The sequence below is a fragment of the Aquitalea palustris genome (genome assembly GCF_003693445.1).
Lineage (GTDB): Bacteria > Pseudomonadota > Gammaproteobacteria > Burkholderiales > Chromobacteriaceae > Aquitalea > Aquitalea palustris.
Map to the genome: position 1 here is coordinate 1 of NZ_RFAR01000089.1, position 20,844 is coordinate 20,844.

The 20,844-nt window shown below is 59.6% G+C and carries 28 protein-coding genes; 12 read left to right on the plus strand and 16 right to left on the minus strand.

Going from position 1 to position 20,844, the window contains the following annotated elements:
- The 4 genes from EAY64_RS17540 to tyrS all read right to left on the minus strand — a co-directional run.
- A partial coding sequence (locus EAY64_RS17540) for a DEAD/DEAH box helicase (RefSeq protein WP_122081968.1) occupies positions 1–497 on the minus strand: 497 nt, incomplete at its 3' end.
- A 363-nt stretch (positions 498–860) separates the two neighbouring features.
- A complete protein-coding gene (locus EAY64_RS17545) occupies positions 861–1,649 on the minus strand; it encodes a hydroxypyruvate isomerase family protein (RefSeq protein ID WP_103526027.1) in 789 nt (262 codons plus the stop codon).
- The gene (locus EAY64_RS17550; RefSeq protein ID WP_103526028.1) at positions 1,643–2,518 is read right to left on the minus strand and encodes an NAD(P)-dependent oxidoreductase; all 876 of its coding nucleotides are present in this window, start codon (positions 2,516–2,518) and stop codon (positions 1,643–1,645) included. The genes EAY64_RS17545 and EAY64_RS17550 overlap by 7 nt, the downstream gene beginning before the upstream one ends.
- Before the next feature lie 158 nt (positions 2,519–2,676).
- Positions 2,677–3,954, minus strand: a complete 1,278-nt coding sequence (tyrS, locus tag EAY64_RS17555) for a tyrosine--tRNA ligase (RefSeq protein ID WP_103526029.1) — start codon at positions 3,952–3,954, stop codon at positions 2,677–2,679.
- A 277-nt stretch (positions 3,955–4,231) separates the two neighbouring features.
- Between tyrS and EAY64_RS17560 the strand changes: the two genes are divergently transcribed.
- Positions 4,232–4,885, plus strand: a complete 654-nt coding sequence (locus tag EAY64_RS17560) for a cytochrome b/b6 domain-containing protein (RefSeq protein ID WP_103526030.1) — start codon at positions 4,232–4,234, stop codon at positions 4,883–4,885.
- Positions 4,886–4,952: 67 nt separating this feature from the next.
- On the opposite strand, the gene EAY64_RS17565 is transcribed toward EAY64_RS17560, so the two are convergent.
- Together EAY64_RS17565 and EAY64_RS17570 are read right to left on the minus strand one after the other, a co-directional pair.
- Positions 4,953–5,390: a c-type cytochrome gene (locus tag EAY64_RS17565; RefSeq protein ID WP_059284974.1), complete on the minus strand. Its 438-nt coding sequence runs from the start codon at positions 5,388–5,390 to the stop codon at positions 4,953–4,955.
- A gap of 96 nt (positions 5,391–5,486) precedes the next feature.
- A complete protein-coding gene (locus tag EAY64_RS17570) occupies positions 5,487–5,927 on the minus strand; it encodes a c-type cytochrome (RefSeq protein ID WP_103526031.1) in 441 nt (146 codons plus the stop codon).
- 152 nt (positions 5,928–6,079) lie between these two features.
- Between EAY64_RS17570 and EAY64_RS17575 the strand changes: the two genes are divergently transcribed.
- Genes EAY64_RS17575 through EAY64_RS17600 form a run of 6 tightly spaced genes read left to right on the plus strand, consistent with a single transcriptional unit; the run spans position 6,080 to position 10,155 of the window.
- Positions 6,080–6,514, plus strand: coding sequence for a Fur family transcriptional regulator (locus EAY64_RS17575; protein WP_103526032.1), 435 nt, complete (start codon positions 6,080–6,082; stop codon positions 6,512–6,514).
- Complete coding sequence (locus tag EAY64_RS17580; protein ID WP_199105934.1) at positions 6,502–7,428, plus strand: CobW family GTP-binding protein; 927 nt, start codon at positions 6,502–6,504, stop codon at positions 7,426–7,428. The genes EAY64_RS17575 and EAY64_RS17580 overlap by 13 nt, the downstream gene beginning before the upstream one ends.
- A gap of 8 nt (positions 7,429–7,436) precedes the next feature.
- A complete protein-coding gene (locus tag EAY64_RS17585; protein WP_103526034.1) occupies positions 7,437–7,643 on the plus strand; it encodes a hypothetical protein in 207 nt (68 codons plus the stop codon).
- Complete coding sequence (locus EAY64_RS17590; protein ID WP_103526035.1) at positions 7,640–8,383, plus strand: metal ABC transporter ATP-binding protein; 744 nt, start codon at positions 7,640–7,642, stop codon at positions 8,381–8,383. The genes EAY64_RS17585 and EAY64_RS17590 overlap by 4 nt, the downstream gene beginning before the upstream one ends.
- Positions 8,383–9,258 carry a metal ABC transporter permease gene (locus tag EAY64_RS17595; RefSeq protein WP_103526036.1) on the plus strand — a complete coding sequence of 292 codons (876 nt, stop codon included), beginning with the start codon at positions 8,383–8,385 and terminating at the stop codon, positions 9,256–9,258. The genes EAY64_RS17590 and EAY64_RS17595 overlap by 1 nt, the downstream gene beginning before the upstream one ends.
- A gap of 9 nt (positions 9,259–9,267) precedes the next feature.
- Entirely contained in the window at positions 9,268–10,155 is an 888-nt protein-coding gene (locus tag EAY64_RS17600) for a metal ABC transporter substrate-binding protein (RefSeq protein ID WP_103526037.1), read from the plus strand.
- A gap of 56 nt (positions 10,156–10,211) precedes the next feature.
- Here EAY64_RS17600 and EAY64_RS17605 read toward each other — a convergent pair whose 3' ends face one another.
- Positions 10,212–10,883 carry a sulfite exporter TauE/SafE family protein gene (locus EAY64_RS17605; protein ID WP_103526038.1) on the minus strand — a complete coding sequence of 224 codons (672 nt, stop codon included), beginning with the start codon at positions 10,881–10,883 and terminating at the stop codon, positions 10,212–10,214.
- Between the two features lie 299 nt (positions 10,884–11,182).
- On the opposite strand from EAY64_RS17605, the gene EAY64_RS17610 reads away from it, so the two are divergent.
- Positions 11,183–11,962, plus strand: a complete 780-nt coding sequence (locus EAY64_RS17610; protein ID WP_103526039.1) for an enoyl-CoA hydratase — start codon at positions 11,183–11,185, stop codon at positions 11,960–11,962.
- A gap of 84 nt (positions 11,963–12,046) precedes the next feature.
- On the opposite strand, the gene EAY64_RS17615 is transcribed toward EAY64_RS17610, so the two are convergent.
- From EAY64_RS17615 to EAY64_RS20800, 8 genes are all read right to left on the minus strand, one after another.
- Positions 12,047–12,829, minus strand: a complete 783-nt coding sequence (locus EAY64_RS17615) for a peptidylprolyl isomerase (RefSeq protein WP_103526040.1) — start codon at positions 12,827–12,829, stop codon at positions 12,047–12,049.
- 35 nt (positions 12,830–12,864) lie between these two features.
- A complete protein-coding gene (locus EAY64_RS17620; protein WP_103526041.1) occupies positions 12,865–13,653 on the minus strand; it encodes a peptidylprolyl isomerase in 789 nt (262 codons plus the stop codon).
- Positions 13,654–13,672: 19 nt separating this feature from the next.
- The gene (locus tag EAY64_RS17625; RefSeq protein WP_103526042.1) at positions 13,673–13,939 is read right to left on the minus strand and encodes a BolA family protein; all 267 of its coding nucleotides are present in this window, start codon (positions 13,937–13,939) and stop codon (positions 13,673–13,675) included.
- Entirely contained in the window at positions 13,936–14,238 is a 303-nt protein-coding gene (locus tag EAY64_RS17630; protein ID WP_059284958.1) for a YciI family protein, read from the minus strand. The genes EAY64_RS17625 and EAY64_RS17630 overlap by 4 nt, the downstream gene beginning before the upstream one ends.
- A complete protein-coding gene (locus EAY64_RS17635) occupies positions 14,238–14,771 on the minus strand; it encodes a septation protein A (RefSeq protein WP_103526043.1) in 534 nt (177 codons plus the stop codon). The genes EAY64_RS17630 and EAY64_RS17635 overlap by 1 nt, the downstream gene beginning before the upstream one ends.
- A 68-nt stretch (positions 14,772–14,839) precedes the next feature.
- The gene (locus EAY64_RS17640; protein ID WP_103526044.1) at positions 14,840–15,781 is read right to left on the minus strand and encodes an SPFH domain-containing protein; all 942 of its coding nucleotides are present in this window, start codon (positions 15,779–15,781) and stop codon (positions 14,840–14,842) included.
- A 2-nt stretch (positions 15,782–15,783) separates the two neighbouring features.
- Positions 15,784–16,221, minus strand: coding sequence for an NfeD family protein (locus tag EAY64_RS17645; RefSeq protein WP_103526045.1), 438 nt, complete (start codon positions 16,219–16,221; stop codon positions 15,784–15,786).
- A 67-nt stretch (positions 16,222–16,288) separates the two neighbouring features.
- On the minus strand, positions 16,289–16,417 hold the full coding sequence (locus tag EAY64_RS20800; RefSeq protein ID WP_255424552.1) for a hypothetical protein: 129 nt from the start codon (positions 16,415–16,417) through the stop codon (positions 16,289–16,291).
- Positions 16,418–16,538: 121 nt separating this feature from the next.
- Between EAY64_RS20800 and EAY64_RS17650 the strand changes: the two genes are divergently transcribed.
- The gene (locus tag EAY64_RS17650) at positions 16,539–17,129 is read left to right on the plus strand and encodes an IMPACT family protein (RefSeq protein WP_103526046.1); all 591 of its coding nucleotides are present in this window, start codon (positions 16,539–16,541) and stop codon (positions 17,127–17,129) included.
- 66 nt (positions 17,130–17,195) lie between these two features.
- Complete coding sequence (locus tag EAY64_RS17655; RefSeq protein ID WP_103526047.1) at positions 17,196–18,125, plus strand: exopolyphosphatase; 930 nt, start codon at positions 17,196–17,198, stop codon at positions 18,123–18,125.
- A 62-nt stretch (positions 18,126–18,187) separates the two neighbouring features.
- Here the strand turns inward: EAY64_RS17655 and EAY64_RS17660 are convergent, their stop codons facing one another.
- Positions 18,188–18,847: an HAD family hydrolase gene (locus tag EAY64_RS17660; RefSeq protein WP_103526048.1), complete on the minus strand. Its 660-nt coding sequence runs from the start codon at positions 18,845–18,847 to the stop codon at positions 18,188–18,190.
- 113 nt (positions 18,848–18,960) lie between these two features.
- Between EAY64_RS17660 and EAY64_RS17665 the strand changes: the two genes are divergently transcribed.
- Both EAY64_RS17665 and EAY64_RS17670 read left to right on the plus strand, forming a co-directional pair.
- Positions 18,961–19,602, plus strand: a complete 642-nt coding sequence (locus EAY64_RS17665; RefSeq protein ID WP_226034283.1) for a nucleotide-binding protein — start codon at positions 18,961–18,963, stop codon at positions 19,600–19,602.
- A gap of 183 nt (positions 19,603–19,785) precedes the next feature.
- Positions 19,786–20,736, plus strand: coding sequence for a GMP reductase (locus EAY64_RS17670; protein WP_103526050.1), 951 nt, complete (start codon positions 19,786–19,788; stop codon positions 20,734–20,736).
- Positions 20,737–20,844 lie beyond the last annotated feature (108 nt).

Below are 20,844 nucleotides of genomic sequence, written 5' to 3' on the forward strand. Positions count from 1 at the left end.
ATGAAGCCCATGTCCAGCATGCGGTCGGCTTCGTCCAGTACCAGCATTTCCAGGCGGGAGAAGTCGATACGGCCGGAGCGCATGTGGTCCATCAGACGGCCCGGGGTAGCCACGATCAGGTCGATCGGGCGGGACAGGGCGCGGGTCTGGTAGCCGAAGGAAGCGCCGCCAACCAGGCAGGCGGTTTTCATCCAGCGCAGGTCCTTGCCGTATTCCAGGGCGTTTTTCTCAACCTGTTGGGCCAGTTCGCGAGTCGGGCACAGTACCAGAACGCGCGGACCTTGACCCTTGCCAGTGGAGCGCTCGGACAGCTTGGTCAGTGCCGGCAGCAGGAAGGCTGCGGTCTTGCCGCTACCGGTTTGGGCGGAAACCAGCAGGTCGCGGCCAGCGATGGCAGCGGGGATGGCTTCGGCTTGTACGCCGGTGGGCGAGGTGTAACCAGCAGTTTCGAGTGCGCGCAGAATGGTAGGGGCAATGCCCAGATCGGAGAAATGCATAATATCCTTTCAAACCGGAGTAGAGCCGGTGTCGCTTGGCCAGGAGATGTGGCGGTTAGCAGCCTCGTTTCAGAGGCTGTCGGTCATCGGCACCAACCTGTGCAAGCGGCGAACAGCAGTCCAGTCAAAAGAGACACTACGTGGACGAAGCCTGGAATATCGGTCAGGGACGATGAAGCATCACACCGGCAATGCTGCGAAACAGCTGCAAATACTGCCGGTGGAAATGGAAATCAGAAGGGTTGGCACTTTACGGTAAAATTAAAGCGTTTGCAAGCTGTTTTTGCAAAGTGTCTGGCTAAGTGATTGATTCACCGCCAGGTGATGTCGCAAAAAGAGAAAAATTGCATATTTCTGCAATATTCAGCCCTGCTGGCCATTCATGGCTTGCTTTGCCAGTAATGGCTGCAGCCATTGCACTGCACCATCGGTATCGCGATATTCCGCGCCACTCCAGTAGGGATAGGGCAGGCTGGCAAGCTGTGCGAACAGGGCGGCGAAATCCAGTGCGCCACTGCCCGGCGCACCGCGTCCCGGCACATCGGCAAACTGCAGGTGGCCGATACGCGGCCAGTGTTGCTGCAGCAATGGCTCCAGTGCTTCGTCCATGCGGGCCATGTGATAGAGATCGATCTGCCAGTAAAGATTGGCATGTGCTGGCAGTTGTTGCAGCTCGGCGGGCGTGCTGATGAGAAAGTCCGGCATGTCGTGGCGGTTGATGGCTTCCACGGTGCAGCGGATATGGTGCGGGGCCAGCGTGTCGGCCGCCAGTCGCAGATTGCCATGTAATACCGCGATGGCCTGTTCACGGTGGCAGCCAGCAGCCAGCCGCCCCGGCAGGATGTTGACGGCCTCCACATTCAGAGCGGTAGCGTAGTGCAGGCACTGCTGCAGGCCGGCGGCGAATTCTGCTTCCCGGCCCGGCGTGCCGGCCAGGCCGCTGCCGCCTTGCATCAGGTCGCCGGCCGGCGCATTGATCAGCACCAGCTTGAGCTGATTCTCACCCAGCCATTGCTGTAGTTGCTGCACGCTGTGTTCATAAGGAAACTGGATTTCCACTGCCTGAAAACCTGCCGCACGGGCTGCGGCAAAGCGCTGCGGCCAGGGCAGGTGGGCAAACAGCATGCTCAGATTGGCCGATAATTTCAGCATGGGGCTTGCTCCTGCTCCTGATAGAGATGAATGACGCTGCTCAGGTCAGCGTTGCTATGGCCTTGTGCCGCATGCAGGCGCATCAGCTGGCTGGCCAGTGCCGCCAGCGGGGTGGCGGACTGGCTTTGTTTGGACAGCTGGCCGGCGTTGTCCAGGTCTTTCAGCAGGGTGGCGACCTTCCATTGCACCGGCTCGGCCTGCCGTGCCGCCATGCGCGGGGCCAGGATTTGCAGTGGCAGCGAGTCGGCAAAGCCACCAGCGAGTGCCGGCGCCAGCAGGCTGGCATCCACGCCATTGTTTTCGGCCAGCGCCACCGCTTCGGCGATCAGCATGGCATTGGCCGCCACGATCAGCTGGTTGCAGATCTTGGTCACCTGGCCACTGCCGACCTCGCCCATGCGGGTAATACGCTGCGCCAGCGGCTGCATTGCCTGGCTGGCCCGGCGGATGTCCTGTTCGCTGCCGCCCGCCATCACCACCAGCGTGCCTTGCGTCGCGCCATTGACGCCGCCGGATACCGGCGCATCCACCCAGCTGGCACCCTGTTGCTTGACTTGCTCTGCGCAGCGGCGGGTGGTGTCGGGGTCGATGCTCGACAGGTCGATGATGAGCTGCCCGGCACGCAAGGCGGGTTGTAACTGTGTGACAACGCTTTGTACTGCTGCCGCATCGGCAATGCACAGCATCAGGATGTCGCTGCTGGCTGCCAGTTCCACCAGCGAACTGGTAGTTTGCATGCCCTCGGTGCGAGCCTGCTCCAGCTTGTCAGCCGAGCGGTTCCAGGCAGTGAGCGGGAAGCCGGCAGCCTGTAGCCGGCGGCACAGGGGCAGGCCCATCAGGCCCAGGCCGATAAAACCGATTCGTTCCATGGTGCTAGCCTTTGCGGACAATGGAGGATGGCGAAATTCTAGTGGTATGGCCGTCGCAGCGTCGAGCCTTGCGGTGATGGCATGAAAAAACGGCCCGTCTGCGAGTGCAGAAGCGGGCCGCCGTGGCATTGCCCGACGAGTCGGGCATCAGGCCGGAATCAGGCCTGCCACTCGATCAGGGCGTAGTTCTTCTTGCCGCGCTTGAGCAGGCTGAAGCGGCCAAACAGACGGTCGTCGGCAGTAAAGCGATGCTCGATGCTGTCGGCTTTGTTGCCATTGATGCTGACCGCGCCGCTCTGGATAAAGGTACGGGCTTCGCTTTTCGATTTGGCCAGGCCGCCATTGGCCACGGCGTCGATCAGGCTGTCGTCGGCACTGTTCAGCACAAAGTGCGGCAGGCCGTCCTGCGCCAGCTGGGCGAAGTCGTCTTCGGTCAGGCTGGACAGGTCGTTGCTGAACAGGCTCTGGGTGATGCGCTGGGCAGCAGCCAGGGCGGCTTTGCCGTGTACCAGCTCGGTGACTTGTTCGGCCAGGATACGCTGGCCTTCCGGCTTGCCTTCGCGCACCTTGTCAGCCTCTTCGATGGCGGCAATCTCGGCTACCGACAGGAAGCTGAAGTAGCGCAGGAATTTGTACACGTCGGCATCGGCCGTGCCCAGCCAGAACTGGTAGAAGGCGTAGGGCGAGGTTTTGCGCGCATCCAGCCAGATGGTGCCGGATTCGGTCTTGCCGAATTTGGTGCCATCGGATTTGGTGACCAGCGGCATGGTCAGGCCGTAAACCTGCTGCTGGTTGAGGCGACGGGTGAGGTCGGTGCCGGCAGTGATATTGCCCCATTGGTCGGAGCCGCCAATTTGCAGCTTGCAGCCCAGGCGGCGGTTCAGTTCGGAGAAGTCGTAACCCTGCAGCAGGCTGTAGGAGAACTCGGTGTAGGAAATGCCTTGATCGTCGCGGCTGATACGTTGTTGCACCGCTTCTTTCTTGATCATGGCATTGACCGAGAAGTGCTTGCCGATGTCGCGCAGGAATTCCAGTGCGCCCATGCCGCCAAACCAGTCGTAGTTGTTTGCCATTACCGCGGCGTTATCGCCTTCAAACGACAGGAAGGGAGATACCTGTGCGCGGATTTTCTCCACCCAGCCTTCGATGATGTCCGGTGTGTTCAGCTTGCGCTCGGTGGCCTTGAAGCTGGGGTCGCCAATCATGCCGGTGGCGCCGCCCACCAGGGCGATGGGGCGGTGGCCGGCTTGCTGGAAGCGCTTGAGCATCAGGATGGGAACCAGGCTGCCGATATGCAGGCTGTCAGCCGTGGGGTCGAATCCGCAATACAGGGTAAGCTGTTCCTTGGCCAGTAGTTCGGACAGGGCAGCGGCGTCTGTGGTTTGCGCGATCAGGCCGCGGGCCTCCAGATCTTCCATCAGTGAAGCTTGGGTCATTACATTCTCCAACTCAATGCGTGAAAACACAGCCGCAGTGGGCTGTCAGTGCGGTAGCCGGCATCCGCTCCGGGCAGGGCTGGCTGCGCTGGGGCGGGCGGCGAAAGGGCTAATACTACCCGAAAAGTGCGGATTTTTGGATCCGAAACCGGCAAATGGCCTTGTTTGAGCGCTGTCCCTGCGCCTGTGTTAACAGACATTAAGGCCTCAGCTGTAGGCAGCATCATGCTGGCTGGTTACACTTTTGAGTTTGAGCAATTGCCGAGCGAGGGTGACGATGGTGCAGATGATCAAGGTGTGGGATGCTCCAACGCGGTTTTTTCATTGGACGCTGGTGGCATTGTTTGCCGGCATGTGGTTTAGCGGTGAGCAGGGCGGTGACTGGCTGCGTTATCACGTGCTGTGCGGCGAGGCCGTGGCGGCGTTGCTGCTGTTTCGCCTGATATGGGGTGTGGTGGGCAGCGAAACTGCCCGCTTCGGCCAGTTTGTCAAAGGGCCGGCCGCCATTCGCCGCTACCTGAAAGGCGAGGATAAGGGGGCGCAGCTGGGGCATAACCCCTTGGGCGGCCTGATGGTGGTGGCCTTGCTGCTGGTGCTGTTGTTGCAAGTGACGAGTGGTTTGTTCGCCAGTGATGTGGACAGCTACACCTTCGATGGCCCGCTGGCCAAGCTGATTGCCAGTGGCCTGTCCGAATCGATTACCAGTTTTCACAAATTGCTGTTCAACTTCATCCTGCTGCTGGTCGCCATGCATGTGGCGGCCATCGTGGCTTACCGGGTGTTAAAAAAGCAGAATCTGCTCAAGCCTATGCTGACCGGTTATCAGCAGGTGGCTGGCGATGTGTCACCGCTGCGCTTCCGATCCGGCTTGGCGGCCATGGCGGTTTTGCTGCTGGCCTGTGGCGGGGTTTTCCTGCTGACCCGCTTGTAAATGGCAGCGTGTCAGCCATAAAAAAGCCCTGCAGCGCAGGGCTTTTTGCTTTGCTGGCGGCTGCTTGTTATTTTTCCGGCCCACGGAAGCTGTCGTGACAGGCCTTGCAGCTTTGTGCCACTACGCCGTAGCTCTTCTTGATGCTGGCGAGGTCGCCGTTGTGGGCGGTGCTGTCCAGATCGTTGACGGCTTTGAGAAAGGTGTCGCGGGCTGCCTGGAATTTGGCAGGCTGGCTCCAGATTTCCGGCTTGGCACGGCTCTTGGCATCGATGCTGCCTGCCGGAAAGTGATTGAACGGCTCGCCGGCAATCTGCTTCAGTGCATCAGCCATGACGATGAATTTGGCCTTGTTATAGGGGTCGCGATCGCGCACCACCATGCCCATGGGTTCGAAGGCGCGCAGCACCTTCTTGAAGCTTTGAGTGCGAATTTCGGCGGGCGAGTCGGCCATGGCAGCCGGAATGGCCAGTGCGGCAAGCAGCAGGGCGGTAACAGTCTGTTTCATGTTGGCGCTACGGAGGTTGGAACTGCGTTGTGAGGAGGATTCATAAAAAAAGTTCAGCAACTTCGCTGAACTTTTTCTGATTAAGCGCTGAGTTTATCAGTCTTTGCGAAAGGAGTCGTGGCAGCTCTTGCAGGTTTTTTGCACTGCACCAAACTGGATCTTGATGCTGGCCACATCGCCGTTGGCGGCTACTTGCTTCAGTTTGGCGGTTTCGGCCTTGAGATTGTCGATAGCCTTGGTCCAGTCGGCGCTCTTGCTCCAGATTTCCGCTTTGGCGTCAGTTTTTTGCTTGGACTGTCCGCTGGCGCTGCCCGCCGGGAAATGCTGCCATGGCTGCTGGGCGAGTTCGTCCAGATGGCTAGCCAGCTTGCTGAATTCATCCTTGTTGAAGGTGTCAGCCTTCACCATCTTGCCCATGGCCGCGGCATCTTTCTTGAACTGCTTGAAGATGGTCTGTCGTGCGACAACCGGATCATCCGCGGCGAAGGTCGGGCCGGCCAGTACGGCGCAAAGGCTGAGCATGAGGATTTTTTTCATGTGGGCTCCTTGTTGAGGGTGCTCTGCCTGCAGTGCAGGCAGAGCAACAGGCTAGCATGGCTCCGCTGCTGGCAATACCCGCTGGGTGTCTGTGGTTGTGTTGGCTTGATGTTATACAGTAACATGCGTTCCATCGTGACGGGAGTAGGGCTATGAACAGCAATCAATATCTGCAGGCAGCCGAGCTGCACTGCGAGCGGCGTGGCTGCAAGCTGACTGCGCTGCGCAAGCAGGTGCTGGAGCTGGTGCTGCGCCACGAGGGCGTGGTGAAGGCTTATCAGGTATTGGCTGACCTGCAAAAAGAGCGCGGTGCGGCAGCGCCGCCCACCGTCTATCGCGCACTGGATTTTCTGGTAGAGCAGGGCTTGCTGCATCGGGTGGATGCGCTGAACGGCTTTATCGTTTGTGACCATTTCGAGTGTCAGCACGAAAGCATGATTCTGGTATGCGAAACCTGCGGCAAGGTGCAGGAGGTCGATGTGATGGCGGCGCTGAACGGCTTGCGCGATGTCGCACAGGCTGCCGACTTTACCCTGAGCCACCAGAACCTGATGCTGACCGGACTTTGCAAGGCATGTCGAGTATGAAAAAAACCATCGTCAATCTGTTTACCGGCTTTCTGGGTGTGGGCAAGACCACGGCGCTGCGCCATCTGATTGCTACCCGCCCGGCCACGGAAAAATGGGCGGTAATTGTCAATGAATTTGGCGAAGTCGGTATCGACGGTGCCGCTTTGATGAATGACGAGCTGCCGGTGGCAGAAATTGCCGGCGGCTGTCTGTGCTGTGTGGCCGGCCCGCAGATGACGGCCACCGTCGCCACCCTGTTGCGACGCGAGCGGCCTGACCGTTTGCTGATCGAGGCCAGCGGGCTGGCGCATGCGGCTGGGGTCATCGACGAGCTGCGCGCCAAGCCGCTGGGCGATGCGCTGGAAGTGGGCGCGGTGCTGACGCTGGTTGATCCGCGCCAGTTTGTCAGCCCCGACTACCTGCGCCAGCCACTGTACCGTGACCAGGTAGCCATTGCCGACGTGCTGGTGGCCAACAAGATCGACATGGCTGATGTAGAGACGCTGGAAGCCTTCCGCGCCCAGGCCGGCAAGCTGTTTCCGCCCAAGTCGGTAGTGGCCGAGGTGCGCGATGGCCTGCTGGATGTGAACTGGCTGGATGCCGCTGTCACCCTCAAACCGCGCTATCGACCAGCGATTACCGGCGATAGCGGCAGCGGCTGGGACTCAGCCGGCTGGACCTTTCCGCCAGAGCAGGCTTTCAGCGGCGAAAAACTCACCGATTTCTTTGATACTTTGCCCCAGCTGCTGCCGGGACTGGTCAGGGCCAAGGGCGTGTTCAAGGTGCTGGACAGCTGGGTGTGGCTGAACTGGGTGGAAGGACAGTGGAGTGCCAGCCAGGTATCGTGGCGACGTGACAGTCGCTTCGAGCTGATTGCTCCGGCACTGAATAACGCAAAAGTAGAGGCGGCCTTGCAGGCCTGCTTTGAGTAAGCGAACAGATGAAACATCAACATTCAAACGATGATGCGCAGCACGATCACGCACATCATCACGGCGCAGCCGCGCATCAGCATCTGACTGCGGCCAATCTGCGTCCGCCGGTCAGCCTGCTGGCCATGTCGGCCTGGCAGCGCCTGGCGCTGGCCCTGCTGGTGCTGGCCTGCTTGTGGGGCGTTGTGTTGTGGGCTTTGCAGGAGGTGGCATGACGGTTATTCTCGACAATCTTACCGTGTCCTATCAGCGCCATCCGGCGGTCCACCATGTCAGCGGCAGCTTTGTCGCTGGCGATGCCACGGCCATTTTCGGCCCGAACGGCGCCGGCAAGAGCACCTTGCTCAAGGCCATGATCGGTGCGCTCACGCCTGACTCCGGTCAGGCCCGGCTGGAAGGCTTTGCCCGCCAGGACATTGCCTATCTGCCGCAGCAGTCGGAGATCGACCGCTCACTGCCGGTCAGCGTGCTGGACCTGGTGGCTAGCGGGTTATGGCATCGCACCGGGCCATTTGGCAAGGTAGGGCGGGCGGGCCTGGGGCAAGCCATGGATGCGCTGGAGCAGGTGGGCCTGGCCGATTTCGCGCCACGTGCCATCTCTGCGCTGTCCAGCGGGCAATTCCAGCGCGTGCTGTTCGCGCGCATCCTGCTGCAGGATGCCCGGCTGATCTTGCTGGACGAGCCCTTCACTGCCATGGATGCCAAGACCACCTTCGATTTGCTGGAGCTGGTGCGGCGCTGGAAAGAAGAAGGTCGCACCATTATTGCGGTATTGCATGACTACGAGCAGGTGCGCGCCTATTTCCCGCATACCTTGCTGCTGGCACGCGAGGTGGTGGCCTGGGGGCGCACCGAGCAGGTGCTGACCGATGCCAATCTGAAACGTGCGGTGGATACCGCAGCCCACTGGCAGGACCGTGCTGCGGTCTGTCGGGTAGACGGGGTCAATGTCTGATGCAACACCTGTATGACTTGTTGATTGCTCCCTTTGTGGATTTTGCCTTCATGCGTCGCGCGCTGGCTGGTTGTCTGGCGCTGTCGCTGGGTAGTGGCCCCATCGGCCTGTTTCTGGTGATGCGCCGCATGAGCCTGATGGGTGATGCCATGAGCCATGCCGTGCTGCCCGGTGCGGCAGTCGGTTTCATGCTGGCTGGTCTCAGTCTGCCAGCCATGAGCCTGGGTGGCTTTGTTGCCGGGGTGCTGGTGGCGGTACTGGCCGGCCTGGCTACCCGTTTTTCCAGCATCAAGGAAGACGCCAGTTTTGCCGCTTTCTATCTGTTATCGCTGGCTATTGGCGTGCTGCTGGTGTCCAAGAGCGGCAGCAATGTAGACCTGATGCACATTCTGTTTGGCTCGGTGCTGGCGGTGGATGATGCAGCGCTCTATCTGGTGAGCGGGGTGGCCTCGGTGACGCTGATTTGCCTGGCCTTCATCTATCGGCCCATGTTGCTGGAAAGCCTGGATCCGGTATTCCTGCGCTCGGTGGGCGCGCGCGGCGGCTTGTGGCATATGGCTTTCCTGATGCTGGTGGTGCTGAACCTGGTTTCCGGTTTCCAGGCGCTGGGCACGCTGATGGCGGTTGGCCTGATGATGCTGCCGGCCATCACGGCACGGCTGTGGTCGGAATCGGTGGAGGGCATGCTGGTGATGGCTGTGAGCGTGGCCTTTGTCAGCGGCATGGCCGGCTTGCTGCTGTCCTACCACTTCGAGCTGCCGTCCGGCCCCGCCATCATTCTGGTGGCTGGCCTGTTTTATCTGTTTTCCCTGCTGTTCGCTCCGGCGGGCGGTGCCTTGCCGCGTTATATCCGTGCGCGGCATTTTGAATCCTGAGGAGATGGCATGAAAAAAAGCCTGTTTGGCTTGTTGTTGCTGAGTCTGCCTGCCTTTGCCCTGGCGGCGAAGCTGCCGGTGGTGGCCAGCTTCAGCATTGTGGGCGACATGGCCCGCGAAATCGGCGGCGACCGTGTGGATGTGGTGTCGCTGGTAGGTCCGGATCAGGATGCCCATGTGTTTCAGCCATCGCCTGCTGATGTAAAGAAGCTGTCGGCCTCCCGGCTGTTTGTCACCAACGGTCTGGGGCTGGAAGGCTGGATGGGCCGTCTGACCAAGGCTTCCAGCTTCAAGGGTGTGCTGGTTGAGGCGGGCAAGGGTATCAAGACGCGCATGGCACCGGCCGAAGAAGGCGAAGAGCATGGCCATGACGTGGTAGACCCACATGCCTGGCATGATCCGCAGCGGGTACAGGTATATATCCGCAATATCACTGCCGGCCTGATCAAGGCCGACCCGCAAGGCAAGGATGAATACAACCGCCGTGCCGCAGATTTCGCTGCCCGGGTGAAGCAGGAAGACGACTGGGCCGCCAAGCAGTTTGCCGCCATTCCGGCTGCCAAGCGCAAGATGCTGACCTCGCATGATGCCTTCGGCTATTTTGGTGAGCGCTACGGCATCAAGCTGCTGGCCATCCAGGGGGTAAGTACCGAAGCCGAGGCCTCGGCCAAAGGGGTGGCGCAACTGGTGCGCCAGGTACGGCAGGAAAAAGTCAGTGCCGTCTTCATGGAGAACATGACCGACAAGCGCCTGCTGGAGCAGCTGACCCGCGAAGCCAAGGTGAAGATCGGCGGTGAACTGTATGCCGATGCGCTGTCCAAGCCCAGTGGTCCGGCTGGCGATTACCTCAAGCTGTTCCACTACAATGTGGAAACCATCCTGAAGTCCATTCGCTGAATCAGTAGCAGCCTGTTTCTCAAGTCAAAAGCCGTCGCACCATCGCGACGGCTTTTTTAATGACCGGCAGTCAGTAGTAGCAATCGCGTCAGGCCCATGCCGGCCACCAGCAAGCCGGCCAGCAGGCGCACCGGTTTTTGTTGCAGCCACTGGCGCAAGGTGTCAGCAAATACACCCATCAGCAGCAGATTGGGCAGGGTGCCCAGGCCGAAGGCCAGCATCAGCAAACCGCCCTGAGTGGCTTTGCCACTGGCCAGTGCGGACAGCGATGCACTGTATACCAGACCGCATGGCAGCCAGCCCCACAACATGCCCGCCAGTAGTGCGGTGCGTGGACTGCGGATGGGGAGCAGGCGTGCCAGCAAGGGTTGCAGGCGGGCCCACACCGGACGGCCCAGTTTTTCCAGGATGGTGATGGCGGAAGACAGGCCGGCCAGGTACAGCCCCATGGCAATCAGCATCAGGTTGGCCAGTACCAGCAGCACAAGCTGTGCCGGCCGCGCCGTCAGCAAGCTGAGACCGGCGCCAGCCAGGCCGCCCAGCAATGCACCCACCAGCACATAGCTGCCAATGCGGCCGGCATTGTAGGAAAGCAGGATCAGCCAGCGGCGTTGCCCGGCAGACAGGTTGAGTGTGAGTGCGGTGATGATGCCGCCACACATGCCCATGCAATGTCCGCCGCCGAGCAGGCCAGTCAGGAAAATGATCCAGAAATTTGTTTCTAACATGCGACAGCCTGTTGCTTAAACCTCTATTCTAACAGAGCGGCCAACAGGCAGGATTGCCTGAATAATAGGCAAATTGTGACATGGTAATGGTAAAAAAAACTCAAATTCTGTTTGGCATTTAACTGCGCAGCCATCTAGAAAAAAAGTTGAGCATATTGGCAATCCGCGCTGGAAAAAGGCGGTGCAAGCCCTGAGAATGCTCATTCTTTCCTGTCGGTATCGGGGATGGTCTGATTAACAAGGCCACGCGGGCAGGAGCCGCAATGTGTAACGACCTATAGAGAAACTGAGGAAACTACATGGCCAAGTATTTGACGCTTGAACATCTGGGCCAGTCTGCAATTATCACCATCAATCACCCTCCTGCCAACTTGTGGAGCATTGCCAGCCTGCAAGAGTTGGCCGGGATGATGTCTGCCCTGCAGTCGGACAAGAGCGTGCGCTCGGTCGTGATTACCGGGGCAGGAGATGCCTTTTTTTGTGCCGGTGTCGATCTGAATCTGTTTGCTGCGGGCAGCAAGCAGGAGGCCGCGGCGCTGCTGGACGCTTTGGCCGCCGCATTTGCCGCCGTGCGCAACTATTCTGGCGTGACGGTGGCTGCCATCAATGGCTACGCCCTGGGCGGTGGTCTGGAGTGCGCCCTGATGTGCGACTACATGGTGGTGGAGCGTGGTGCCAGACTGGGGCTGCCGGAAGCCAGGGTTGGCCTGTTGCCGGCGGGTGGCGGCTGCAAGAGGCTGGCTGACAAGGTGGGCGTGTCCTGGGCCAAACGGATGATTCTGGGTGGCGAGATTGTCGACGCGCAAAAAGCCTATGATATTGGCCTGGTCGAAGAGATTGTCGATCCGGGCTTTGCCAAGATCATCGCAGTCAGTCTGGCAGGCAAAGTGGCCAACCAGGCGCCGCTGGCCGTGGCGCGTGCCCGGCAGCTGATCGAGGATGGCGCGAAGCTGTCGCTGGAGCAGCATCTGCAGCAAGGGCGGGCGGCCTTGCTGGAACTGGTGGGGGGAGAGGAGCAGCTGGAAGGTGTGGCGGCTTTTCTGGGCAAGCGCGCACCGGGTTGGGCCGACGAAGACTGAGGCAGCCTGCTGTAAACGGGAAAAAAGGGATGCGCGAGCATCCCTTTTTTTGCGCATCGCCCGGCAGGCCGGGCCGATGACGGTTTACTGCTGGATCTTGGCCTGGGCCTTCAGGTCGCCCACGTATTTTTCGATACGTGCGCCCATGATGCGCTGGGTCAGTTGCGGGCGGGCATCGTCCAGCGACGGCACATTGCGTTCGGTACGCACGTCATCCAGCTTGATGATGTGCCAGCCGAACTGGGTTTTCACCGGTTTGGCGGTTACCTGGCCCTTGCTCAGCTTGGCCATGGCATCGGAGAATTCCGGTACGAAAGTGCCGGCTTCCTGCCAGCCCAGATCGCCGCCGCTACCCTTGCTGCCCGGATCCTTGGATTTTTCCTTGGCCAGCAGGTCGAAGGCCTTGCCCTTGCGCAGGGCTTCGATCACCGCCTTGGCTTCCGCTTCGCTGGCAACCAGGATGTGGCGAGCATGGTATTGCTTGGTTTCCGGTACCGAAGCCACCAGCTTGTCGTACTCAGCCTTCAGCTGGTCGTCAGTCACCGGGTTGGCTTTCTGGAAATCCTTGATCACACGGTTGGCCAGGGCCATGGCTTCCATGTTCTGCAGTTCGGCCTTGAAGTCGGCAGTTTTGTCGATGCCCTTCTTGATGGCTTCCTGGCGCAGTACTTCGGCGGTGATCAGCTGATCCTTGACCATGTCCTTGGTCTTGTCGTCAGCAGCCTGGCCTTGGGCAGCCATCATTTGCACGACGGCATCAATGCGGGCCTGGGAGATTTCATTGCCATTCACGGACGGGCCGGCAGCCAGTACGACGGTGGTGCTCAGGGCGGCCAGCAGGGCGCTTGCCAGCAAAGTCTTGCGCATGATGTATTCCTGTTGTTACTTGCAGTGGTGTGGTGTTACTGGATTTTCGCCTTGCCGCGCAGATCGTCCACGGCCTTGGCAATGGCTTCTTCTTGCAGCTGACGCTCGATTTGCGGTTTTACTTCTTCCAGCGGTGGCAGCTTGGCATCGCGCACATCGTCAACCTTGAACACGATCCAGCCCACGCGGGTCTGCATCGGCTTGCTGCTGACCTGGCCCTTGTTCAGCCCCTTCAGCACTTCGGCCAATTGCGGCTCCATGCGCGCCAGATTGCCCCAGCCCATGTCGCCGCCATTTTGCTTGGCAGCCGGGTCGAGCGAGCGGCTCTTGGCCAGTTCTTCGAACTTGCCGCCTTTTTTCAGGCTGTCGATGATTTTCTGTGCTTCGGCTTCGCTGCCGACGGTAATCTGGTGTGCATGTACGTCCTTGGTGCCGGCGAACTTGCTCTGGGTCTGGGCGTAGCGTTCCTGCAACTGGGCATCGCTGATCTTCACCTGCTTGAGCAGGTCGGCAAACAGCGCTTCACGCAGCATGTCCTGACGTACTTCGTCCATGCGTTTGGTGAAGGCCGGCTGCTGGTCCAGCTTGCGGCTCTGGGCTTCCTGCAGGATTACTTCACGATTGATCAGGGTGTCTTTTACCTGCTGGCGCAGGGCCGGGGAGTCTTGCACATTGCCATTGCTGTTCTGCACGACCAGGGCAACGGCGTTGTCCAGATCGGTCTTGTCGATGGCCTTGCCATTGACCATGGCAATGGATTCGGCCATGGCCGGAACGCTGATGCTGGCTGCCAGCAGCAGGGCGGCGATACGGGAGTTTTTCATGGATAACGCTTTCTCGAAGTCAAAGTTCGTCGGGTGTCAGTGCGCGAATGGCCAGCGCATGCACCTTGGTTTTCATCAGATCGCCCAGCGTGGTGTAAACCAGCCGGTGGCGGGCTACGCTACCAAGCCCGGCAAAGCGGCTGGAGACGATCAGCAGATTGTAGTGGCCACCGCCAGAGCGAGCACCAGCATGGCCGGCATGTGCTGCACTGTCATCCTCGATTTCCAGATGTTCGGGTTGCAGCGCCTGCAGGGCCGTTTGCAGCAGGGTGACGGTGTCACTCATGCAGGGAATACCTTGCGGAAGGGCTTTACTTCCACGGCCGCGTACACGCCGGCGGCAACGTAGGGGTCAGCATCGGCCCAGTTGCGTGCTTCTTCCAGGCTGGCGAATTCGGCCACGATCAGGCTGCCAGTGAAGCCGGCGCTGCCCGGGTCAATGCTGTCGATGGCCGGGCAGGGGCCGGCCAGTACCAGGCGGCCTTGTTCCTGCAGGGCGGAAAGACGGGCCAGGTGTTCAGGACGGGAGGCCAGCCGCTTGTCCAGGCTGCCGGGATGGTCCTGGCCGCTGATGATGTACAGCATTATTTTTTATCCTCGATGTATTTGGACAGGAACAGGCTTTGCGCGATGATGAAGACCACCATCAGGCCCAGACTGCCGAACAGCTTGAAGCTCAGCCAGATTTCACGGCTGAAGTTGAAGGCAACATACAGGTTCAGTGCGCCCATGGCGCTGAAGAAGGCCGCCCAGGCGTAGGCCAGCTTGCGCCAGATGGCTTGTGGCAGCTGGATTTGCTCGCCCATCAGCAGTTTCAGGCCGTTCTTGCCCAGCAGGTCGCTGACCAGCAAGGCCAGCGCCATCAGCCAGTACAAGACGGTGAATTTCCAGATGATGAACAGATCGTTGTGCGAAATCACGGTGGCCGCACCCAGGGAGACGCTGAGGATCAGGTTGATCCATTGCATGGCGTCCACCTTGCGGTGTTTGAACCATGTCCAGGCAAACAGCAAGGCGGTGGCGGCAACCAGCACCTTGGTGGCGAGGAACATGTCGTGAGTGATCAGGTAACTACCGAAAAACAGGGCTACCGGAAGAAAGTCGGATAAAAATTTCATGCGGCTGATTATGGGGGCAGCCTGCCCGTTATACAAGATAGGGCAAGGCTGCCGTCATGTTGGAAATGTTAACGATTGCTTTGCTTGACCACGCTTAAGGCGGTGGCCACCAGCGAACTGACATCAGCCACATTGGCCGGCAGGATGACGGTGTTGTTCTGCTTGGCCAGCTGGGCAAAGGCGGCGACATATTGCTCCGCTACCTTCAGGTTGACTGCTTCGATGCCGCCATCCACCTTGATTGATTCGGCCACGCGGCGCACGGCATCGGCGGTGGCGTCCGCCACCAGGCGCAGTGCCTCGGCCTCGCCCTGGGCCTTGTTGATGGCGGCCTGCTTGTTGCCTTCGGAATTGTTGATGGTCGCCTGCATCTCGCCTTGCGATTTCTGGATGGCAGCTTCGCGTGCACCGTTGGCCAGGTTGATCTGCTCCATTTTCACCCCTTCGGACTGGGCGATGCGGGCGCGCTTTTCGCGCTCGGCAGTAATCTGCGCCTGCATGGAGTGCAGGATGTCCTGCGGCGGCACCAGGTCCTTGATTTCATAGCGCAATACCTTCACCCCCCAGTTGATGGCGGCTTCGTCCAGTGAGGCCACCACGATCTGATTGATCTCGTCGCGCTCCTCGAAGGTTTTGTCCAGTTCCATCTTGCCGATGACCGAGCGCAGCGTGGTCTGCGACAGCTGGGTGATGGCCAGCAGGTAGTCGCTGGTGCCGTAAGAGGCGCGTTGCGGATCGGTGACCTGGAAGTACAGGATGCCGTCTACCTTCAGCTGGGTATTGTCACGGGTAATGCAGATCTGGCTGGGTACTTCCAGCGGCACTTCCTTCAGGCTGTGCTTGTAGGCCAGGCGGTCGATGAAGGGAATCAGGATGTTGAGGCCGGGTGTCAGCGTGGCATGGTAACGGCCCAGGCGTTCAACGATATAGGCATGCTGCTGCGGGACGACCTTGACTGACTTGATGATGAATACCACCACGGCCAGGAACAGAATGATGACGAATTCCATGATTATCGGGTTTCCGTTTGCTTGAGAGAGAGAATCAGCACATTGCCGTCGCGGCTATGGATGTAGGCCTGCATGCCGGCCTGCCATGGACCATCACCGCTCAGGCGGGCCTGCCATTCCGTGCCGCGATAATGGACGCGGGCAAGCCCGTCATCCAGCAGTGCGCTGATGCGTACTGTTTGGCCAATGTCAGGATCATCCGCCGGCCTGGTGGTGTGATTGCTGCGACGCTGGCGGGCACGCCAGCGTGCCACTCCGAACACCCCTATGCTGCCGCTGAGGCTGGCCAGCAACCAGCAGATCGCCTCGCTGGCGCCAGCCAGGCTGCCGACGCCGGCTACGGCCAAGGCAACAGCCAGCACCAGCAGGTAGAAGGTGCCGGACATGAATTCTGCTATCAGTGCCAGCAGGGCGGCGACCAGCCAGATGGTATGGGTCAAGGCTAAGCGTCTTTCATGACGATGGATTTGGCATTCTCATGCCGAATGCGGCGACTGACAACTGCTTTCAGCAGTGATCACGGTCGGGCAGGTAGCTGGCCAGCACGGCTTCTTGTTCCATATCAAGCCAGCACTTGTCCAGTGCCAGCCACAGTGCTTCCACTAACAGGACCAGGACAATCAGCAGGGCTTGCATGGTATGGCTCCTTGTGTGGCGTGGTGGTGGGGCAGGGTCGGCTTGTTTGCGCAGGCAGCTAGTGTGGAATGGCGTTACCATGCAGGCCAATCCATCTGCTTTGACCATGGAAAGCGTAACAATGTTTCAGCTGGCAGCGCCTGTCGTGGCGGAAATCGAAATCAAGAAAAGCCGCTTTATTGCCGCTCTGTATCCGGTACAGGACCGAGCCGAGGCCATGGCGCACCTGGTTGCCCTGCGTCAGCAGTGGCCCGATGCCCGCCATTATTGTGCCGTGCTGCTGGTGAGTGGTGATTCCATGCTGGATGATGACGGCGAGCCCTCCGGTACGGCGGCCCGTCCCATGTACAACGTGCTGATGCACAAGCAATTGCACAATGTACTGGCCGTGGTGGTGCGCTATTTCGGCGGTATCAAGCTGGGGGCGGGCGGCCTGGTGCGCGCCTATACTCAGGCGGTCAATGCGGCATTGCAAACTGCGCAGCTGCAGCCGGTGGTGCTGATGCAAAGCTGTCTGGCGCGGGTGGGCTTTGCCAGTGAGTCACGCTTGCGCCATTGCTGTGCCGAACTGGCAATCAGTGTGATCGCGGCCGAATATGGCGAGCAGGTGGTGTTGACCTTGTCGATGCCGCAGGCGCAAAGCCGGGCGCTGCAAACTCGCTTGCACGACCTGCTGGCGGGTGAGGTATATTTCATGACGGATGAAAGCTGATGCTGCCTGCCACCACCGGGTGACAGGTCGCGATGGCTGCTATGTATTGATCTCGGGGAGAAAATAATGTCGCAACAGCAATACCGCCTGGTAACGCGCAGTGATTTTGACGGCCTGGTCTGTGCCGTGCTGCTGAACGAGCTGGGCATGGTGAATGAAATCAAGTTTGTTCACCCCAAGGATATGCAGGATGGCAAGGTGGAAATCACCGAACGCGATATCACCACCAATCTGCCGTATGTGCCGGGCGCCTACCTGGCCTTCGATCACCATCTGTCGGAAACGCTGCGCAATGGTCAGCACGACAACCACATTATCGATCCGGCAGCCCCATCCGCTGCACGCGTGGTGTATGACCATTTCGGTGGCAAGCAGGTTTTTACCCGTATCAGCGACGAAATGATGGACGCGGTGGACAAGGCTGATTCGGCCCAGTTTTCCCGTGATGAAATCCTCAATCCCACTGGCTGGGTATTGCTCAATTACCTGATGGATGCCCGCACCGGGCTGGGCCGTTTCCGCAATTTCACTGTCAGCAACTATCAGCTGATGATGGACCTGATCGGCTATTGCCGCGATCACAGCATCGAAGAAATCCTGGCCTTGCCGGATGTCAAGGAGCGAGTTGATCTCTATCGGCAATACGAAGAGCAGGCACGTGAGCAGATCCAGCGTTGTGCCCAGGTGCATGGCAATCTGTTGCTGCTTGATCTGCTGCCGGAAGAAACCATCTACCCGGCCAATCGCTTTCTGGTCTACGCCATGTATCCGCAGTGCAATATCTCCATCCACATGATGTGGGGTCTGAACAAGCAGAACATCGTGTTCGCTACTGGCAAGTCGATCATCGATCGTGGCTGCCGCACCAATGTCGGCGCGCTGATGTTGCAATACGGTGGCGGTGGTCACGAGGCGGCCGGTACCTGCCAGATTGGCATCGAGCAGTATGAACAGGTGCGGGAAGAGCTGATTGCCCGCATTTGCGCCGAGGCTTGATCGCCAGTGTGTTTGAAAAAAGGGCCGCTGCATGCAGCGGCCCTTTTTGTTGGGGCGGGTGGTTACAGGGTCTGCAGCAGCGCGAGAGCCTGGTGCAGGTCTTCGCAGACGGCCAGTGCGCCGCTTGTTTCATGTGCGGCCGGCTGCAGCATGTCCGGCACCAGGATCACCCGCATGCCGGCCGCCAGCGCCGCCCGCATGCCGATCAGCGAATCCTCCAGTACCACGCAGGCTGCCGGTGCGATGTCCAGCAGGGCTGCTGCCGCCAGATAGACATCCGGGGCCGGTTTGGTATTGGCTACTTCGTCGCCGGCAACGGTGTGCTGGAAATAAGGCCCCAGCCCGGTACGTTGCAGCTTGATGTCACACATCAGGCGCTGGGTGGAGGTGGCCACCGCATGTGGAATGGCCTGGCTTTGCACCCAGTCCAGCACTTCGATGATGCCGGGTTTGAGCCTGAGTTCACCCGTGCTCATCAGCTCATGGTAATGGTGCCGGCAGCGCTGGCTCAGTTTCTCAGCGAGGCTGCGGTCCTGGAAATGTGCGGCGACATGGTCGAGGCACTTGTTAACCGACAAGCCGACCATGCCCAGAATCACCTGCTCGGGGATGGCTACGCCCACTTCGGCCGCCGCGCGCAACCAGGCGTGGCCGCTGACGCTCTCGGTGTCGATCATCAGACCATCCATGTCGAACAGGATGGCTTGCATGTTTGCATTCATTGGTTTGCTTTCCTCCAGCGCGTCAGCCTAATGTGGCAAGCCCCTGCCTGCAAGCATGATGACTCTGGTATAGTGGCTCGATCACCAAGTGAGCGAGGTCCATTGTGCAGTCTGTGCTGGTAGCGAATCCCAAGGGTGGTAGTGGCAAGTCGACTTTAGCCACTAATCTGGCAGGTTACTTTGCCTGTTCCGGTCGTAATGTCATGCTGGGCGACGTGGATCGGCAGCAATCCTCATTGCGCTGGCTGCAGGAACGTTCGCCGGCGTTGCCGGCCATTCAGGGCTGGGAGGTATCCGCCGGTACGCCGGCCAAGCCGCCCAAGGGCACGGAAGTGATTGTGCTGGACAGCGGTGCCGGCTTGCATGGCAAAAAAATGGCTTCGCTGATTGCACGGGTCGAGCGCATCATCATTCCGATTCAGCCTTCCCCTTTCGATATGTGGGCCAGTGGCGAGTTTTTTGAACAGCTGCTGGCGGAAAAAGCGGTGCGCAAGAGCAAGGTATTCATGGCGGTGGTCGGCATGCGGGTTGATCCGCGCACCCGCTCGGCCAAGGAACTGGAGCGTTTCCTGGCCGAGCACGATGTACCGGTGCTCAGCTGGTTGCGTGATACCCAGTTGTACGTGCAGGCGGCCGCCACCGGCATGACGCTGTTTGACCTGCCACCCTCGCGTACCCAGAAGGATCGCGATGCCTGGAAGCCCATTTTGCAGTGGCTGGGTGAGCCGCAGGATGGTTGCTGGTTTGATAAATAATTGCTTCATGTGAAGAAATTATTGCTTGACGTGAAGAAATTGCTGGCGTAGATTTGCTTCGACTTTGCGTGCGAGCCCAGCTGAGGCGGCGCAGGAGAATCCGTAAACGGGAGCCCATGAGGCTCCCGTTTTTTATTGGGGCCCCTGCATTTTTATCGACTACAGCCTGAAGGGAATACTTGCATGATTACTACCGAACTGAACTATGGCGACGTCTACCTCGTCCCCAAGAAAACCGTGGTCGACAGCCGCAAGGAGTGTGATACCTCGGTGCAATTCGGGCCGCGCCGTTTTGACATGCCGATCTACCCTTCCAATATGAAATCGGTGGTCGATGAGGAAACCTGCGAAGCGTTTGCCCGCCTGGGCTGGTTCTACACCATGCACCGCTTCAATGTGGACGCCTGCCGCTTTACCGCAGCCATGCAGGAAAAAGGGCTGTTTGCCTCCATCAGTGTCGGCGTCAACGACGATACCATGCAGCAACTGGCTGAGCTGAAAGCCGCTGGCCTGACCCCGGAATACATCACCCTGGACGTGGCCAATGCCTGGTGCGTCAAGGCCGAACGCATGATCAAGCATATCAAGCAGCAATTCCCCGGCAGCTTCCTGATCGGCGGCAATATCGCCACGGCCGAAGCCGCGCGTGATCTGGAGAGCTGGGGCTGCGATGCCATCAAGGCCGGGATTGCCGGTGGTCGTGTTTGCATTACCAAGAACAAAACCGGCTTCCACCGTCCGATGGTGAGTACAGTCAAGGATTGTGCCGCTGCAGTACAGGTGCCGGTGATTGCCGATGGTGGCATTGTCGAGCATGGCGACATGGCCAAGGCCCTGGCCTGCGGTGCCAGCATGATCATGGCGGGCTCGCTGTTTGCCGGTTATGACGAGTCGGCCGGTGAAATCGTCGAGATCAACGGCAAGCATTACAAGGAATACTTTGGTAGCGCCTCGCAGTTCAACAAGGGGGCTTATGTCAATGTCGAGGGCAAGAAAATCCTGGTGGAGTACAAGGGCAGCATTGGCAAGCTGCTGCGCGAACTGAAGGAAGATTTGCAGTCATCGGTGAGCTATGCCGGTGGCCGTGATCTGGCCGCCTTGAAAAGCGCAGCCATGATCCAGGTTTATCGCTGACACGACCTGCTGCCCGGCTCGCTAGTCTGTGCGCTGGCGCCTGATGCCGGCTGTTCATTCCGACCCGCCTTGCGCGGGTTTTTATTTGCTTGAATCACTGGTAATTGG

Bases quoted from the DNA above. Each gene is read 5' to 3' on its own strand.
- EAY64_RS17545 (WP_103526027.1), bottom strand. From the start codon at position 1,649: ATGCTGAAATTATCGGCCAATCTGAGCATGCTGTTTGCCCACCTGCCC.
- EAY64_RS17550 (WP_103526028.1), bottom strand. From the start codon at position 2,518: ATGGAACGAATCGGTTTTATCGGCCTGGGCCTGATGGGCCTGCCCCTG.
- tyrS (WP_103526029.1), bottom strand. From the start codon at position 3,954: ATGACCCAAGCTTCACTGATGGAAGATCTGGAGGCCCGCGGCCTGATC.
- EAY64_RS17560 (WP_103526030.1), top strand. From the start codon at position 4,232: ATGGTGCAGATGATCAAGGTGTGGGATGCTCCAACGCGGTTTTTTCAT.
- EAY64_RS17565 (WP_059284974.1), bottom strand. From the start codon at position 5,390: ATGAAACAGACTGTTACCGCCCTGCTGCTTGCCGCACTGGCCATTCCG.
- EAY64_RS17570 (WP_103526031.1), bottom strand. From the start codon at position 5,927: ATGAAAAAAATCCTCATGCTCAGCCTTTGCGCCGTACTGGCCGGCCCG.
- EAY64_RS17575 (WP_103526032.1), top strand. From the start codon at position 6,080: ATGAACAGCAATCAATATCTGCAGGCAGCCGAGCTGCACTGCGAGCGG.
- EAY64_RS17580 (WP_199105934.1), top strand. From the start codon at position 6,502: ATGTCGAGTATGAAAAAAACCATCGTCAATCTGTTTACCGGCTTTCTG.
- EAY64_RS17585 (WP_103526034.1), top strand. From the start codon at position 7,437: ATGAAACATCAACATTCAAACGATGATGCGCAGCACGATCACGCACAT.
- EAY64_RS17590 (WP_103526035.1), top strand. From the start codon at position 7,640: ATGACGGTTATTCTCGACAATCTTACCGTGTCCTATCAGCGCCATCCG.
- EAY64_RS17595 (WP_103526036.1), top strand. From the start codon at position 8,383: ATGCAACACCTGTATGACTTGTTGATTGCTCCCTTTGTGGATTTTGCC.
- EAY64_RS17600 (WP_103526037.1), top strand. From the start codon at position 9,268: ATGAAAAAAAGCCTGTTTGGCTTGTTGTTGCTGAGTCTGCCTGCCTTT.
- EAY64_RS17605 (WP_103526038.1), bottom strand. From the start codon at position 10,883: ATGTTAGAAACAAATTTCTGGATCATTTTCCTGACTGGCCTGCTCGGC.
- EAY64_RS17610 (WP_103526039.1), top strand. From the start codon at position 11,183: ATGGCCAAGTATTTGACGCTTGAACATCTGGGCCAGTCTGCAATTATC.
- EAY64_RS17615 (WP_103526040.1), bottom strand. From the start codon at position 12,829: ATGCGCAAGACTTTGCTGGCAAGCGCCCTGCTGGCCGCCCTGAGCACC.
- EAY64_RS17620 (WP_103526041.1), bottom strand. From the start codon at position 13,653: ATGAAAAACTCCCGTATCGCCGCCCTGCTGCTGGCAGCCAGCATCAGC.
- EAY64_RS17625 (WP_103526042.1), bottom strand. From the start codon at position 13,939: ATGAGTGACACCGTCACCCTGCTGCAAACGGCCCTGCAGGCGCTGCAA.
- EAY64_RS17630 (WP_059284958.1), bottom strand. From the start codon at position 14,238: ATGCTGTACATCATCAGCGGCCAGGACCATCCCGGCAGCCTGGACAAG.
- EAY64_RS17635 (WP_103526043.1), bottom strand. From the start codon at position 14,771: ATGAAATTTTTATCCGACTTTCTTCCGGTAGCCCTGTTTTTCGGTAGT.
- EAY64_RS17640 (WP_103526044.1), bottom strand. From the start codon at position 15,781: ATGGAATTCGTCATCATTCTGTTCCTGGCCGTGGTGGTATTCATCATC.
- EAY64_RS20800 (WP_255424552.1), bottom strand. From the start codon at position 16,417: ATGCAAGCCCTGCTGATTGTCCTGGTCCTGTTAGTGGAAGCACTGTGG.
- EAY64_RS17650 (WP_103526046.1), top strand. From the start codon at position 16,539: ATGTTTCAGCTGGCAGCGCCTGTCGTGGCGGAAATCGAAATCAAGAAA.
- EAY64_RS17655 (WP_103526047.1), top strand. From the start codon at position 17,196: ATGTCGCAACAGCAATACCGCCTGGTAACGCGCAGTGATTTTGACGGC.
- EAY64_RS17660 (WP_103526048.1), bottom strand. From the start codon at position 18,847: ATGAATGCAAACATGCAAGCCATCCTGTTCGACATGGATGGTCTGATG.
- EAY64_RS17670 (WP_103526050.1), top strand. From the start codon at position 19,786: ATGATTACTACCGAACTGAACTATGGCGACGTCTACCTCGTCCCCAAG.